The organism is Orrella sp. JC864 (assembly GCF_037026685.1).
Lineage (GTDB): Bacteria > Pseudomonadota > Gammaproteobacteria > Burkholderiales > Burkholderiaceae_B > Orrella.
Window position 1 is genome coordinate 37,067 of record NZ_JBANET010000027.1, and the last position, 14,924, is coordinate 51,990.

16 protein-coding genes are annotated in these 14,924 nt (G+C 67.7%); 9 read left to right on the forward strand and 7 right to left on the reverse strand.

The genetic code is table 11. The features are described from left to right. Positions 1-57 precede the first annotated feature (57 nt). Together V8Z80_RS18970 and V8Z80_RS18975 are read left to right on the forward strand one after the other, a co-directional pair. On the forward strand, positions 58-945 hold the full coding sequence (locus tag V8Z80_RS18970; protein WP_155195329.1) for a dienelactone hydrolase family protein: 888 nt from the start codon (positions 58-60) through the stop codon (positions 943-945). A 173-nt stretch (positions 946-1,118) separates the two neighbouring features. Then, complete coding sequence (locus V8Z80_RS18975) at positions 1,119-1,973, forward strand: SAM-dependent methyltransferase (protein ID WP_155195328.1); 855 nt, start codon at positions 1,119-1,121, stop codon at positions 1,971-1,973. Here the strand turns inward: V8Z80_RS18975 and V8Z80_RS18980 are convergent. Continuing rightward, positions 1,970-2,716 (reverse strand): aspartate/glutamate racemase family protein, encoded by a 747-nt coding sequence (locus V8Z80_RS18980; protein ID WP_155195327.1) that lies wholly within the window; start codon positions 2,714-2,716, stop codon positions 1,970-1,972. The genes V8Z80_RS18975 and V8Z80_RS18980 overlap by 4 nt on opposite strands. Beyond that, positions 2,713-3,657 (reverse strand): allantoinase PuuE, encoded by a 945-nt coding sequence (gene puuE / locus V8Z80_RS18985; protein ID WP_336063114.1) that lies wholly within the window; start codon positions 3,655-3,657, stop codon positions 2,713-2,715. Before puuE ends, V8Z80_RS18980 begins: the two co-directional genes overlap by 4 nt. Positions 3,658-3,849: 192 nt before the next feature. Here puuE and wrbA point away from each other — a divergent pair, with 192 nt between their 5' ends. Further along, positions 3,850-4,449 carry an NAD(P)H:quinone oxidoreductase gene (wrbA, locus tag V8Z80_RS18990; RefSeq protein WP_155195325.1) on the forward strand — a complete coding sequence of 200 codons (600 nt, stop codon included), beginning with the start codon at positions 3,850-3,852 and terminating at the stop codon, positions 4,447-4,449. Positions 4,450-4,451: 2 nt separating this feature from the next. Here the strand turns inward: wrbA and V8Z80_RS18995 are convergent, their stop codons facing one another. Beyond that, entirely contained in the window at positions 4,452-5,363 is a 912-nt protein-coding gene (locus tag V8Z80_RS18995; protein WP_336063115.1) for a DUF72 domain-containing protein, read from the reverse strand. 298 nt (positions 5,364-5,661) lie between these two features. Between V8Z80_RS18995 and V8Z80_RS19000 the strand changes: the two genes are divergently transcribed. Continuing rightward, on the forward strand, positions 5,662-5,928 hold the full coding sequence (locus tag V8Z80_RS19000) for a hypothetical protein (RefSeq protein WP_155195323.1): 267 nt from the start codon (positions 5,662-5,664) through the stop codon (positions 5,926-5,928). On the opposite strand, the gene V8Z80_RS19005 is transcribed toward V8Z80_RS19000, so the two are convergent. Next, positions 5,907-7,406: an NAD(P)H-hydrate dehydratase gene (locus V8Z80_RS19005; protein ID WP_336063116.1), complete on the reverse strand. Its 1,500-nt coding sequence runs from the start codon at positions 7,404-7,406 to the stop codon at positions 5,907-5,909. The genes V8Z80_RS19000 and V8Z80_RS19005 overlap by 22 nt on opposite strands. 195 nt (positions 7,407-7,601) lie before the next feature. Here V8Z80_RS19005 and V8Z80_RS19010 point away from each other — a divergent pair, with 195 nt between their 5' ends. Beyond that, positions 7,602-8,744 (forward strand): diguanylate cyclase, encoded by a 1,143-nt coding sequence (locus tag V8Z80_RS19010; RefSeq protein ID WP_442952001.1) that lies wholly within the window; start codon positions 7,602-7,604, stop codon positions 8,742-8,744. Positions 8,745-8,822: 78 nt separating this feature from the next. Continuing rightward, positions 8,823-9,374, forward strand: coding sequence for a DUF2244 domain-containing protein (locus tag V8Z80_RS19015; protein WP_336063118.1), 552 nt, complete (start codon positions 8,823-8,825; stop codon positions 9,372-9,374). 46 nt (positions 9,375-9,420) lie between these two features. On the opposite strand, the gene V8Z80_RS19020 is transcribed toward V8Z80_RS19015, so the two are convergent. The 3 genes from V8Z80_RS19020 to V8Z80_RS19030 form a co-directional block, all read right to left on the reverse strand. After that, entirely contained in the window at positions 9,421-10,443 is a 1,023-nt protein-coding gene (locus V8Z80_RS19020) for a serine hydrolase domain-containing protein (protein WP_336063120.1), read from the reverse strand. Further along, complete coding sequence (locus V8Z80_RS19025; RefSeq protein WP_336063121.1) at positions 10,440-10,628, reverse strand: hypothetical protein; 189 nt, start codon at positions 10,626-10,628, stop codon at positions 10,440-10,442. Before V8Z80_RS19025 ends, V8Z80_RS19020 begins: the two co-directional genes overlap by 4 nt. 132 nt (positions 10,629-10,760) lie before the next feature. Continuing rightward, positions 10,761-11,657 carry a LysR family transcriptional regulator gene (locus V8Z80_RS19030; RefSeq protein WP_336063122.1) on the reverse strand — a complete coding sequence of 299 codons (897 nt, stop codon included), beginning with the start codon at positions 11,655-11,657 and terminating at the stop codon, positions 10,761-10,763. Between the two features lie 104 nt (positions 11,658-11,761). Here V8Z80_RS19030 and V8Z80_RS19035 point away from each other — a divergent pair, with 104 nt between their 5' ends. The 3 genes from V8Z80_RS19035 to V8Z80_RS19045 all read left to right on the forward strand — a co-directional run. After that, on the forward strand, positions 11,762-12,703 hold the full coding sequence (locus tag V8Z80_RS19035; protein WP_336063123.1) for a hydroxymethylglutaryl-CoA lyase: 942 nt from the start codon (positions 11,762-11,764) through the stop codon (positions 12,701-12,703). 39 nt (positions 12,704-12,742) lie between these two features. Then, positions 12,743-13,897: a CaiB/BaiF CoA transferase family protein gene (locus V8Z80_RS19040; protein WP_336063124.1), complete on the forward strand. Its 1,155-nt coding sequence runs from the start codon at positions 12,743-12,745 to the stop codon at positions 13,895-13,897. An 81-nt stretch (positions 13,898-13,978) separates the two neighbouring features. After that, a partial coding sequence (locus V8Z80_RS19045) for a tripartite tricarboxylate transporter substrate binding protein (protein WP_336063125.1) occupies positions 13,979-14,924 on the forward strand: 946 nt, incomplete at its 3' end.

Below are 14,924 nucleotides of genomic sequence, written 5' to 3' on the forward strand. Positions count from 1 at the left end.
CGCCTTTCGTCTAGCAGTGCATTGCGTCACGTTCTTCAACTTGCCAGGAGCTTTGCCATGCCACATAACGACGACGAGTTCGACAGCCTGCTGCCGCCGCTGGCGCTGGATCGCCGCGGCTTTCTTGCCACCACGCTGGCCAGCGGCTTTGCGCTGGCGGCCGGCCCGGCCGTGGCCCAGACCGCCATCAAGACCAGCGACGACGGCCTGAAGGCCGGCGAGGTCGCCATTGCGGTGGCCGACGGCAAGCTGCCGGCCTATCGCGCCATGCCGGCCAAGGGCGGCAAGCCGCCGGTGATCCTGGTCGTGCAGGAAATCTTCGGCGTGCACGAGTACATCAAGGATGTCTGCCGCCGCCTCGCGCAGCAAGGCTATATGGCGATCGCGCCCGAACTGTTCGCGCGCCAGGGCGATCCCTCGAAGATCCAGGAAGTCTCCCAGCTGCTCAGCCAGATCGTCAGCAAGGTGCCCGACGAACAGGTCTATGCCGATCTGGATGCCGTCGTGGCCTGGGCCGGCAAGCACGGCGGCGACACCGGCAGGCTGGGCATCACGGGTTTTTGCTGGGGCGGGCGCATCACCTGGCTGTATGCCGCGCACAATCCCGGCGTCAAGGCCGGCGTGGCCTGGTACGGGCGGCTGGTGGGCGACCCAAGCGCCTTGCAGCCGCAGCATCCGGTGGACGTCGCCGGCAAGCTCCATGCCCCGGTGCTGGGCCTGTATGGCGGCCAGGACAGCGGCATTGCGCTGTCCTCGGTCGATGCGATGAAAAAGGCGCTGGCCGAAGGCTCGCCGGCGGCCAGGGCATCGCAGTTCGTGGTCTATCCCGATGCGCCCCACGCCTTTCATGCCGACTACCGGCCCAGCTACCGCAAGGAGCCGGCCGAGGACGGCTATCGGCGCATGCTGGCCTGGTTCGGCCAGCACCTGGGCAAGGGCGGCTGAGGCGGGCGTGGCTGAAAGGAACTTGAACGCTTGCGCGCGGTCCGAGCAAGGCTCGCGAGGCATCGTCCATTCCTAAATACTCCGCCTGGCGGTGGTGCGCAGCCGGGCCGGCCCGTCCAGGGGCGGCTCGTGGCACCGCCGCTTCCATCAGATCCCGTACAGGAAGTCATAGCATGATCGAATCTCTACGCGTTTCTTTTTCCGGCCGCCGCCAGGCGCTGCTGCGGGCCGGCGCCCTGGCGCTGGCCCTTGCCTTTCCGCTGGCCGGGCAGGCGCAGCAGGCCGGCGCCGCGTCCGCCGAGCCCGCCGCCGAGTACGTTCCCAACGTGGGCCAATCCGGCAAGGACGTGGTCTGGGTGCCCACGCCGCAATCCGTGGTCGAGAAAATGCTGGACCTGGCGCAGGTCACTCCCCAGGACCGCCTGATGGACCTGGGCTCGGGCGACGGCCGCACGGTCATTACCGCCGCCCAGCGCGGCCTGACCGCCAAGGGCATCGAATACAACCCCGACATGGTCGAGCTGGCGCGCCGCAACGCCGCCAAGGCGGGGGTTTCCGAGCGCGCCACGTTCGAGACGGCCGACCTCTTCGAGACCGACCTGTCGCAGGCGGACGTGATCACCATGTTCCTGCTGCCCAGCATCAACGAGAAGCTGCGCCCCACCATCCTGGACCTGGAGCCGGGCACGCGCATCGTCTCGAATACCTTCCGCATGGGCGATTGGGAGCCTGACGCCTCCGAAACCGTCACGCAGGATTGCAGCAGCTATTGCACCGCCTTGCTGTGGGTGGTGCCGGCCAAGGTGCAGGGCCAGTGGCAGCTGGGCGGCCAGCCGTTGGCACTGACGCAGCAATACCAGATGATCTCGGGCAAGCTGGGCGATGCCCAGATCACCGAGGGCCGCGTGGACGGCACGCGCATCAGCTTCGTAGTCAACGGCGTGCGCTACAGCGGCCAGGTGCAGGGCGACAGCATCAATGGCACCGAAGGCGGCTCGGGCAGCTGGACCGCCAGCCGCCGCGGCTAGTCCGTCCGCGCCTGCAGCGAAAACCGCGCCAGCTCGCCCTCGTAAGGCTTGGGCGGCGGCGCGGCATAGTCGCCCCGCTTGGACGTCTTGCAGCCTAGCGCGACCAGGCTTTCGGCCAGCTTGACCGCGGCCGAGACGCCCTCGACCACCGGCACGCCCAGTTCGCGCGCCAGCGCCGCGCCCAGGTCCGCCATGCCGGCGCAGCCCAGCACGATGACGTCGCTCCTGTCTTCGTGCAGCGCGCGGCGGCATTCGGCCTCGATGATGCGCCGCGCGTCCGAACCCGGCTCCTCCAGCGCCAGCACCGGCAGCTCGCAGGCGCGCACGTTGCGGCAAAAACGAGTCATCCCGTAGCGCTCGGCCAGGTGCCAGGCCTGCCCGCAGGTGCGGCCCAGCGTGGTCACCACAGAAAAACCCGTGCCCAGCAGGCTGGCGCAATGCATGGCGGCCTCGGCGATGCCGATCACCGGGCCGCTGGCCAGCTCGCGCGCGGCATCGAGCCCGGGATCGCCGAAGCAGGCGATGACGTAGGCGTCGCAGCCTTCGGCCTGGCCCTTGCGGATTTCCTCGATCAGCCCGGGCACCGCCAGCGCCTCGTCGTAGTGGGATTCTATGGACACCGGTCCCATGGAGGGGCTGACCGCCAGGATCTGCGTGCCGGCCGCCGCTACCTGCCGGGCGCAAGCCTGCATCTTGTCCGTCATGCTCCAGGTGGTGTTGGGATTGACGATCTTGATCTTCATGGGTGGTGGAACGGGCAGGGGTGGCGGTCGCGCCAGTGGCGCGCGATGTCGATGCGGCGCGCGACCCAGACGCGGTCGTGGCGGCCGATGTGATCCAGGAAACGCTGCAAGCCGGCCAGCCTGCCGGGCCGGCCCAGCAGGCGGCAATGCATGCCCACCGACATCATGCGCGGGGTGTCCTGGCCTTCGGCGTACAGCACGTCGAAGGTGTCGCGCAGGTATTCGAAGAAGTGGCCGCCGGTGTTAAAGCCCTGCGGCGTGGCAAAGCGCATGTCGTTGGCATCGAGCGTATAGGGCACGACCAGGTGCGGCGTGCGGCTGCCGTCGCCGCGCGCAACCTCGGTCCAGAAGGGCAGGTCATCGCCGTAGTAGTCGCTGTCGTATTCGATGCCGCCATGTTCGACCAGCAGCGCGCGGGTGTTGGGACTGTCGCGCCCGGTGTACCAGCCCAGCGGCCAGACGCCGCCGGTCAGGCGGCGCACGCTGTCGATGCCCAGGCGCATGTGTTCGCGCTCGATCCCGGGCGGGACGTTCTGGTAGTGGATCCAGCGCCAGCCATGGCAGGCGATCTCGTGGCCCAGTTCCATGAAAGCCTGCACCGCCTCGGGATGGCGCTGCAGCGCCATGCCCACGCCGAATACGGTCAGGGGCAGGCCGCGCCGCTCGAATTCGCGCAGGATGCGCCAGACGCCCACGCGCGAGCCGTATTCGTAGACCGATTCCATGCTCAGGTGGCGGTCCGGGTAGGCATCGGCGCCCACGATCTCGGACAGGAACCGCTCGGACTGCGGATCGCCGTGCAGCACGCAGTTCTCGCCGCCTTCCTCGTAGTTGAGTACGAACTGCACCGCGATGCGCGCCCCGCCGGGCCAGTCGGCCTGCGGCGGCTTGCGGCCGTAGCCGATCAGGTCGCGGGGATAGTCGGAGCGTAAGGGCTGCATCTGGGGTAGGCCGGCAAGGGGAAGGCGCAGCCATTAAACAAAAATTGCATACAACCCGTCAACGTCCGGCTGGGCGGCGGGCGTGGCCCGGCGCTCGCAAGCTGTTGCACATGCTTGCCTTGGCCTACGCCTGGACGCCGGCCGCTAGGCTATCTTGAGGCGATCGCCCAGCGTGTGAACGAAGGAGGTCGCATGGCCAGAATCCTGGTGCTTTACTACTCGTCCTATGGTCACGTCGAAAAAATGGCCAATGCCGTGGCCGAGGGCGCCCGCAAGGCCGGCGCCCAGGTGGACATCCGCCGCGTGCCCGAGACGGTGCCCGAGGAGATCGCCCGCAAGTCCCATTACCGCCTGGACCAGCCCGCTCCTGTGGCGCGGGTCGAGGAGCTGGAGCAATACGATGCCATCGTGATCGGCACCGGCACGCGCTATGGCCGCATGTCCTCGCAGATGGCGGCCTTCCTGGACCGCACCGGCGGCCTGTGGGCCCGGGGCGCGCTCAATGGCAAGGTCGGCTCGGCCTTTACCTCGAGCGCCACCCAGCACGGCGGGCAGGAGACCACGCTGTTCTCGCTGATCACCAACATGCTGCACTTCGGCATGGTGGTGGTGGGCCTGCCCTACAGCTTCCAGGGCCAGATGACGCTGGACGAGGTGACTGGCGGCTCGCCCTATGGCGCCAGCACGATCGCCGGCGGGGACGGCTCGCGCCAGCCCAGCGGCAACGAACTGGAAGGTGCGCGCTTCCAGGGCGAGCTGGTGGCCCGGACGGCGGCCAAGCTGGCCGCCTGAACTCAGTCTCCTGGCGCCTGCGGGGCCATGGGCAGCCCCAGCCGGCGCATCAGGCCGCGCGCGTCCTCGGGCGCGCGCACCTTCACGTCGTTGTCGAAATAGCAGTAGACGTCGCGCGCGGGCGCCGCCGCCGCGGGTCCGCCCGCCCGCCGGGCGTCGGCCGGCTCGGCGCCGGCGGCCCAGCGGCTGATGCGCGCGGCCCAGCGGTCCAGCGCCTGGTCGGTGTAGCCGCTGACGTAGATCTCCTGGTCGCCGTGCAGGCGCAGGTACATGAACCCGGCCGTGACGTCTTCCAGGTAGGGCCATTTGCCGGCCGTGTCGGCCACCACCAGCGCCACGCCGTAATGGCGCAGCATGTCGGCGACAGCCGGGTCGGCGAAACTGGGATGGCGCACTTCCAGGGCATGGCGCAGGGGGCCGTGGACGTGGGCCTTGATCCGCGCCCGGCCGCTCATGCGCGCCTCGCGCGAGCGGGCCAGGGCCTGGGCGGCCTGCGTGTCTTGCGGCAGCAGCTTGAGGAAGGCTTCGAGCCGCCCGGGCTCGAAGGGCAGGCTGGGCGGCAACTGCCAGAGCACGGGGCCGAGCTTTTCGCGCAGGTTGAACACGCCCGAGGCGAAAAAATTGGCAAGCGGGGCGCGTACATCGGCCAGCCGGCGGATGTGCGTGACGTAGCGCGGCGCCTTGACGCTGAAGACGAATCCCCGCGGCGTGGCTTCGTACCAGCGCTGGTAGCGTTCGGGGCGCTGCAGCGAATAGAACGAGCCGTTGATCTCGATGGTGGGCACCTGGTGCGACGCATAGGCCAGTTCGTCGTCCTGGACCAGCCCCTTGGGGTAGAAGGTGCCGCGCCAGGGCGCATAGCGCCAGCCGGAAATGCCGATGCGTATCGCCGCGCGGGCGGGGGAAGTGGGCACGGTGTGCTCCTGCTGTGGACATGCGGGGCCGCCGGGCCGATGCGGCGCGGCCTTGTTCCTTATAGCAAGCGGGGGCGCGCAAGCGGGGGCGGGACATGGGTGGTTGCAAGTGTCACCGGGCCGCTGGCCGCTTGCGGCGCGGCGCGCGCCGCTACGCATGCCGATACACCCTGATGCACCCCGTGCGGCGCCGCTGCGCTAACGTGGTTCGTGCTGGGCCGGCGGCGCATGCAAGGCGCGTGCGCGCGGCCCGCGGCCGGGCGCGATGGCCCGGTCCCGCGGCACCAAGGAGGCATTCATGAACAAGGCAAGCATATTGGCGGGCGTGCTGGCGGCGCTGGCGCTGGGCGGCTGCACCTACCGCGACACCACGGACGACGGACGGCACGACCGCGCCTATCACGGCGCGCAGGAGCGCGACCTGCCGGTGCGCGCGCCCGGCGAGCAATATCCCGGCGCGGCTTCGCCGTCCCCGCAGCAATACCCGGCGCCCGCGCCCGGACGCACCATGATGCCGGGCGGCTTCCACGATCCCGGCCCCAACTACCCCTGGACCGGACCCTGATGCGCGGCGCCGGCCGGGGCGCCCAGCCGGGCCAGCACGCCGGGCAGCAGGCCCGGCAGGTCGTCGGCGATCAGGCCGGGGCCGTACGCCGCGGCCGCCTCGCCGTGTATCCATGCGGCCGCGCAGGCTGCCGTCCAGGCGTCCATGCCTTGCGCCAGCAGGCCGGTGATCAGGCCGGCCAGCACGTCGCCCGCGCCCGCGGTGGCCAGCGTGGCCGGCGCATTGGCGTTGATGGCCGCGCGTCCGTCGGGGGCGGCCACCACGGTGTCCGCGCCCTTTAGCAGCACTACCGCCCCGGATTGCGCGGCGGCCAGGCGCGCGCGCGCCAGCTTGCTGCCGCCGGCGTCGAACAGGCGGGCGAACTCACCCTCGTGGGGGGTGAGCACGCAAGGGCCGGCGATGGCTTGCATCAAGGTGTGCGGCTCGTAGCGGAACGCCGTCAGCGCGCCCGCATCCAGCACGCAGGGACGTCCCGTGGCCAGCGCGGCCAGCACGATGCGGCGCGTCTGCGGCCCGGGCCCGGCGCCCGGCCCCAGCAGGCAGGCGCCGTGCCGTTCGTCCTCCAGCAGCGCCGATAGCGCCTGGCCATCGGCGCAGGGCTTGACCATGATGCTCAGCAGCGAGGCGGCATAAATGGCGAAGCCTTCCGGGGGCACGGCCACGGTGACCAGGCCGGCGCCTGCGCGGGCGGCCGCCATCGCGGCCAGCCGGGCGGCGCCGGTCATGGGATAGCCGCCGAAAACCAGGGCATGGCCCCGCCGGTATTTATGGGTGTCGGGCGCCAGCAGCGGCAAGGCGTCGCGCCAGGCCTGGGGGACGTTTTCCCAGGTGTTGCCGCCCAGGCTGGCCACGGTGGCCTCGCCAATGCCGATGTCGGCCACCACCACTTCGCCGCACAGGGTGCGCCCGGGCATCAGCAGGTGGCCTGGCTTGCGCCGCACGAAGGTCACGGTCAGCGCGGCGCCCACCGCGCCCAGGTCTTCGCCGCTGTCTCCCATCACCCCGCTGGGTATGTCGATCGCGACGATGGGCAGGCCCGCCGCCCGGGCGGCCGCCAGGGTACGGGCGGCGGCCCCGTGCAAGGGGCGCGCGAGCCCGGCGCCGAACAGCGCATCGACCACCAGCGCGGCGCCTTCGAGCGCCAGCGGCTCCAGGGGCAGCACGTCATCGCCCCAGGATTCGGCATGGTGCCGCGCATCGTCGGGCAGGGACGCAGACGGACACAGGGCCGCCACGCGCACCGGCCATCCCTGCGCGGCCAGCAGCGAGGCGACCACGTAGCCGTCTCCGCCGTTGTTGCCCGGCCCGCACAGGACCGCCACCGGCCGCGGCGTCCAGCGCCGGATGATTTCGCGCGCCACCGCCGCCCCGGCCCGTTGCATGAGTTCGGTCCCCGGCGTGCCGGCGGCGATGGTGCGTTGGTCGGCCTGCGCCATGCGGGCCACGTCCAGAAGCAGATAGGGTTCGTTTAACGGCATCGATGCTTTTCCGGGTCAAGGATTCGGGCCTTTCGCGGGGCGGCCCGGTCCGCTTGCCGCGGCAGGGCTGCCCGCAAACGTTTTCGCCGCACCGGCACATGCTTTTCCGGTAACCTTCGCTAACGGTTCTGAGCCATGCCGTCCAGGGCAGCGTCGGCCGCCCTCTTCATTCCGGCATGGTCCGGTCAAGCACGAATGATTACCGAAGGCAGAGTTTTCAGTATGCCCCAGTGGCCGGCCACGCGCTGGCTGGCCGATGCGGGCAAGGACGTGCCGCACGAGATCCGGGTGGCGCTGATCGCGGGGCTGTTCGGCACCTTGCCGATCTTCTTCGGCGGCGTGGTCAACAGCATCATGGTGGCGCTGGTCATCGCGCTGCGGCGCCCGGAACCGCTATTCCAGCTGTGGCTGGGGCTGGAAATCGCCATCTGCCTGGGCCGCCTGCTGGTGCTGGCGGCGGCGCGGCGCAACGCCCGGCACGGCGGACGCACCCATACCGACCTTTACCTGCTGCTGGCGGTGATGTGGGCCGCCAGCGTGGGCTACGGCGGCTTCATTTCCATCATCAGCGGCGACTGGGTGATCGCCACCCTGTCCTGCCTGTCGGCAGCGGCCATGGTGGGCGGCATCTGCTTTCGCAATTTCGGCGCGCCGCGCATGACCGCGGTCATGATCACCCTGACGCTGGGCCCATGCTGCCTGGCCGCGCTGATCGCCGACGAGCCGGTGCTCTGGCTGATCTTCATCCAGGCGCCGTTCTACCTGTTCAGCATGACGATGGCCTCGTACCGGCTCAACCGCATGCTGGTCACGACCATGCGGGCCGAACGCGAGAACGAGCGCCGCGCGCTGCAGGATTCCCTGACCGGCCTGGCCAATCGTTCGGCCTTGCTGGCGGCCATCGACGCGGCCATCGGCGAAGGCCGCGCCGGGCGCGCCGCCTACGCGGTCTACTACCTGGACCTGGACGGCTTCAAGGCCGTCAACGACACGCACGGTCATGCGGCGGGCGACGCGTTGCTGCGCGCGGTGGGCGAGCGCCTGGAAGGCCTCAAGCCCCACGGCGCCATGGCCGCGCGTATCGGCGGCGATGAATTCGTGCTGCTGGTGCCGCTGGCGCCCGGCTTTGACGTGACGGCTTTCGGCCACCAGGTCATCGCCACCGTCTGCAGCCCTTATGTGCTGCCTTCCGCGGTGCAGGCCAGGATCGGCACCAGCCTGGGCATCGCGCGCATACCGGGCCACGGCAACGATACGGCGGCGGTGCTGCATGCCGCCGACCGGGCGCTGTACGCCGCCAAGACGGCGGGCGGTTCGCGCTGCGCGCAGGCCGCCTAAAGCCCGCCTGGCCGGGTATATGATGGCGTGGTGCCTGTTCCGCGCGTGCCGACCCTTGCGTCCGGCGCCTTGTCCGCCATGAACGAAAGCGCCTTTCCGTCCGATCCCGATGCGCCCGCCTGGAGCCCGCCCGAGTTCCCGGTCACGGCACGCAGTTGGCTGCTCAAGCGCAACTGCAGCACCTGTCCGCGCCGATTCGTGCTGACTTCCGCCGTGCTGATCGGCACGCCGCTGGCCGTGGGTGTGGCGCTGATGGCAGGCGGCCTGTGGATGGGCACGGTGGTCTGCGGGCTCGAATCCCTGGTGGTGGCCGCCGCCCTCCTGTCCTTTGCCCGCCACGCGGTCGACGGCGAACGGCTGTGGCTGCGCGAGGACGGCACCCTACTGGTCGAGACCACCCGCGGCCTGCGGCGCGAGCAGCATGTATTCACCGCGGCCTGGACCCGCCTGCAATGGGGCGGAGACCGGGGCGAAGAGCTATGGCTGTGCGAGGGACGCAGGCGGTTGCGGATCGGCCGACACGTAGGGCTGCCGGCGCGGCGCGCGGCCGCGCGCAGCCTGCGCAAGACCTTGGGGGCGACAGCCGGCGGCAGGCCGGATCTGGCTCCGCCAGCGGGTTCTGGCATTTGAGGGTGGATGATGGGGGCGGTGGTGGGCCGTCCGGACGGTGCGACGCTCAGGACGCGTCGAAGTGCTGGATAATGGCGTCAAGCAATGCCTGGTCTTCTTCGCGGTTCAATGCCGCCGACGTCTTGACTATGATCAGCGCCTTGCCCGGCACGATAGCGATTCTCTGCCCGCTGCTGCCACGGGCGCTGAAAGCGGCGTTGCCGTGATCCAGCCACCAGTAATAGCCGTAATCCTCTCGGGCAGGACTCGGTGTGGTCGATTCCTTGACCCAGATGTCGGGCAGAACTTGTTCCCCATCGATCCTGCCATTGTGCAGAAGGAAGAGCCCCAGGCGGCCATAGTCCCGTAGCGTCGCGCCGAACCCGGACCCCCCAAAGTAATTGCCATCTTGCGATTCGACGTTCCAGTATGCGTCGCGCTCCATGCCGAACGGTATCCAGAGCTTTTGGGATAGATATTCCGTTACCGGCATTCCTACAGCGCGTTCGACGACGATGCCCATTGCAACGGAGTCGGCCGTCGAATAGTGAAATTTCTCGCCAGGCGGGGCCACCCGCGCATTCGGCCGGCTGGCCAGGTCGCGGAGAAACCGGATCAGGCAGCCGCTTCGGTTGGCCAGCAGGCAGCCTTGCAGCGGCGTCAGGTCCGAGGCGGGGTCTTTGGCGTTCTCGTAGTACCGCACGCCGCTGGACATCGTCAGCAAATGCTTGAGCGTGACGGTTTCGTATGCCGTGCCATTCAGTTCGGGGAGATACTTGACGACGGGATCGTCGATGCTGCCGATGCTGCCGTCCTTGACGGCCATGCCGGCAACCATCGATGTAATGGATTTGGCCATGGACCTGGATGACGCGGCGTGATCCTCCCGGTTTCCGTTTGCATATTGCTCGAAGACTATCCTTCCGTCCTTGATCACAAGCAGCGAAGTGCCGTTCGTGCGCTCAAGGTAGTCATCGATGCTTACTTCTTTCCCATCCGACAGGTATGTCAGTTTTATGTTCTCCTGTCTGGCCAGTTTCTTTGTTTTTCCGCCAGCCCGGATATATTTGCTTTCGAAAATCAGGTTCATGTTCCTGTGTCCCACCATTTTTCCTCGGTGGTCCAGGACAGTTGGTCTGCGGCGGCGGGCAGGTTTTCTCGATCGTAGGCGGATATGGGCGCGATCGCCTTCGACGGGATGTGTCCGGCCGTGCCGCAGCCGAGCAGTGCGGCCGTGCAAACGGAAAAAACGCACAGCGCTTTTCTCAAGCCCACGATCCGTCTCCTTTCTTTTTTCTGGTCGCGCCATCTTACTGTCCTTCACAGTGGCGGTGACTTGAAAAAAGATTGCCATGTCGTTGAGCGTATGGAAATTCAGGCTCGCTTACTTTGGGCAGTTGGAAACGGTCATTTCCTGTCCGACAGGTACCGAACCAGCAGCCGCGCCGCGGGCGAGAGATGCGCCTCGTTCCGAAAGCAGATCACGAAGCGGCGCCTGGCCCAGGCATCCGTAAGAGGGAGAACCTTGATGCTGCCGTCCCGGGCAAACGGCGCGCCGATCTCCAGCGGCACGATGGCGACGCCCAGGCCGGCCCGCACGCATCGTAGCGAGGCATCGAAAGTGGAAACGACGGCCCTGTAATGCAAAGGCTGGCCGATGATGGCGGCCTCGCGCGAAAGCATGGAGTAGACGGCGGTGGAACCGGGCAGCCCCACATGTTCGCTGTCCAGCGTTTGTGCGAAGCTGCAGCGCGGTAGGTTTGCCAAGGGGTGCGCAGGCGGTACCGCGGCACATAGATGGTCCTCCCGGTAGGGGCAGGCCGCAAGGCCCTCGAGGTCGGCCGCGTCCCAGCAGATTCCCACGGGCGCCAGGCCTTCGCGGACCTCGCGCACCAGTGCCGCGCTGTTGCGCTCCTCGATGTCCACCCTGATGTGTGCATGCTCAGGCAATTGCAGGAAAGCCGCGATGTCATCGGGCAGAGATTCGGTGATCGAGGAAACGGAGGCCAATAGGCGCACCTGCCCCTTGATGCCTTGCCTGTAGGCCGTCATGTCCCGGCCGACCTTGTCGGCCGCAGCCAGCATCGCGCGGGCATGATCGAGCAGGATTTCCCCGGCCGGCGTCAGGGATACGCCTCGCCGATGCCTGTGCAGCAGCGGCACCTGCAATTGTTCCTCCAGCTGGGCCATGCGTTTGCTCAGGCCGGACACGCTGATGTGCGCTTGTTCGCCGGCCCGGGCCAGGTTGCGGTGCTCGCAGACGGCGATAAACATGCGCAAGGCCGTGATATCCAGGTCTTTCATCAGGATTTCCAGTTTGGAAACATAAAGGCCGATATCCGGCAATTTACTTGCCAATAAGGATAGCCTAAGGTTCCAGCGTCTTTCCTTGAAAACGGAAATCCGCCTTGAAAGCCTGTCTTCCCCAGAAAGCAGTCATACGCGAAGTGGGGCCGCGCGACGGCCTGCAAAGCGTGCGAACCTTGCTGACGACCGAACAGAAGTGCGAATGGGTGCGCGAAGCGTTGGCAGCCGGCCAGGTCGAGATCGAGGTGGGCTCCTTCGTGCCGGCCCGCCTCTTGCCGCAAATGGCGGATACGGCGCAGGTCCTGCACTATGCCAGGACCCTGCCGGGCCTGTTCGCCTCGGTATTGGTGCCGAATCTGCGGGGCGCCGAACATGCCCTGGAGGGCGGAGCGGACCTGATGGTCCTGCCCCTTTCGGCCAGCCTTGCGCATAGCATGGCCAACCTCAGGAAGACGCCGGACGAGGTCGTGGGCGAGATGCGGCGCATCCGCGCGGCCCGGGACGCCTCGGGCAGCAAGACGCTGATCGAAGGCGGAGTGGGTACGGCCTTCGGCTGTACCCTGCAGGGCGAGGTGAAGGCGTCGGAGGTGCTGCGGCTGATGCAGGCGCTGCTGGACGCAGGGGCCGACCGGGTCAGTCTGGCCGACACCGTGGGCTATGCCGATCCCGTTGCGGTGGCTCGCCTGTTCGAGCAGGCGCTGCGGCTTGCCGGAGACAGGTTCTGGTGCGGCCATTTTCACGACACGCGCGGCCTGGCGCTGGCCAATGTATATGCCGCCCTGCAACTGGGCGTGGATCGGTTCGATGCCTCCCTGGCCGGCATAGGCGGCTGCCCGCATGCGCCGGGCGCCAGCGGCAACGCCTCGTCGGAAGATCTGGCCTTCATGCTCGCGTCGATGGGCATAGACACCGGCATCGACATCGGCAAGCTGCTTGCGCTCAGGCGCAAGGTGGCGCGCTGGCTGGATGGCGAGCCCACCTACGGCACCCTCTGGAAGGCCGGCCTGCCCGGCCATTTCGACCGGCCGCACCTCGCAGGCTGAGCATGCCTGCGTGCAAGCGCTTCAAATGACAGGAGTCCCATGACCGACACTCATCCCCTTCCCCTGAAAGGCATCCGCGTGGCGGAGTTCACCCATATGGTGATGGGACCGACCTGCGGCATGATCCTGGCCGACCTCGGCGCCGAGGTCATCAAGATCGAGCCGCCCGGCGGGGACAGGACCCGCAACCTGCCCGGGCTGGGCATCGGATTCTTTCGCAGCTTCAATCGCAACAAGAAAAGCGTCGTGCTGGACATCACGACCGAAGGCGGCCAGGCAGCCGCGGTGGAACTGATCGGCCAGTGCGACGTCGTGCTGGAGAACTTCCGCCCCGGCCTGATGGCCAAATTCGGCCTGGATTACCAGACGCTGTCGGCACGCTACCCCCGTCTGGTCTATGCATCACACAAGGGGTTCTTGCCCGGTCCCTACGAAAAGCGCCTGGCCCTGGACGAGGTCGTGCAGATGATGGGGGGGCTGGCGTACATGACAGGCCCGTCAGGCCGCCCCTTGCGGGCCGGGACCAGCGTCAACGACATCATGGGGGGCATGTTCGGCGTCATAGGCGTGCTTGCCGCCTTGCGAGAGCGCGACGTCACGGGCAAGGGGCAGGAAGTGCAAAGCGCGCTGTTCGAGAACTGCGTGTTTCTCTGCGCCCAGCACATGCAGCAATATCTAATGACCCAGGAGGCCCCGCCGCCGATGCCTTCGCGCGTATCGGCCTGGAGCGTCTACGACGTATTCACGCTGGCAGACCGGGAGCAATTGTTCATCGGCGCGGTCAGCGACAGGCAATTTGCGATTCTTTGCCAGGTGCTTGGCCGCCAGGATCTGCTGGAGCGGCCCGAGTATGCCGACAACGCGGCGCGGGTGGCGGTCCGGCCTCAATTGTTGCAGGAACTGGGCGATATCCTGCGCGAGCATGCGTTGGCCGACCTGGCCCCTCGGCTCGAGGCGGCGGGCATCCCTTACGCGCCGATCAGCCGGCCGGACCAACTGGTCCAGGACCCGCACCTCAAGCAAAGCGGAGGCTTGGCGCCCATGCAAACGGACGATGGCGGCACGACCGATGTGGTGCTGCTCCCGCTGATGCTGGGCAATCGCCGGCCCGGGGTTCGTATGCCGCTGCCCAAGGTGGGCGAACACACCGAAGAAGTGCTACGCATGGCAAAGGGAGCGATACATCCGGACTAGCCTGCTCAATGCACCGACACACGCTGCGCGGCCCGCAGCGTCAAACCATAAGACCAAGCAACCCTCCTGGAGGAGACAATCATGCCCAGGCTTTCCCTTGCGCGCAGAACGCTGATCATGCTGGCAGCGGCCGCCGCGGTCTCGAGCGTCGCTGCGCATGCGCAGCATTCCGCCCCTCTTCACGTCATTCTGCCGCTCAGTCCCGGCTCCGGCGTGGACGTGATCACGCGCTCGGCGCAGGAGGCGCTGTCCAGGGCCTTCGATGGCCAGTCGGTCGTGATAGAGAACCGTCCCGGTTCGGGCGGCGTGATCGGCACCCAGGCGCTGGTGCGGGCCAGGCCAGACGGCACCACGGTAGGCATCATCTCGAACAATCACTCGGTGAACCCGGCCGTGCTGAAGAACCTGCCCTACGACAGCCTGGCCGATGTCACGCCCATCAGCATAATCGGGGGCTCGCCCTTCATCTTCGTGGTCAATCCGGACAAAGTGCCTGCGCGCACCGCTGCCGAACTGCAGGCATACCTGAAAACCCGGCCCAATGAACTGAATTTCGGCTCGGCTGGCAACGGCACGATCATTCATCTGGCCGGCGAGATGTTCCTGCAGGCTGCCGGGGTGCAGGCCGACCATATACCGTACCGGGGCACCGGCCCGATGGTCGTCGATCTGCTGGGCGGGCAGATAGAAATGGGCGTGGCGTCGCTGGATGCCGTGCAGGGCCACTTGCGCAGCGGCAAGCTGCACGCCATCGGCGTGATGGGCAGGCAGCGCCTGAAGTCCATGCCCGAGATCCCTACGTTCGTCGAACAGGGTTTCCCCGACGTGGACGTGGCAGGGTGGTTTGCGGTGGTCGGGCCCAAGGGTCTGCCGGCCGAGCACGTCCAGCGCATCCATGCCGGTTTCGTCAAGGCCTTCAACGATCCGCAGGTTCAGGCAGGTTTTGCCAGCCGGGACAATTTCCTAATGTTGAACACGCCCGAGCAGGCGGCCGACTTTCTGCGCACCGAGCAAAGCCGATATGCGG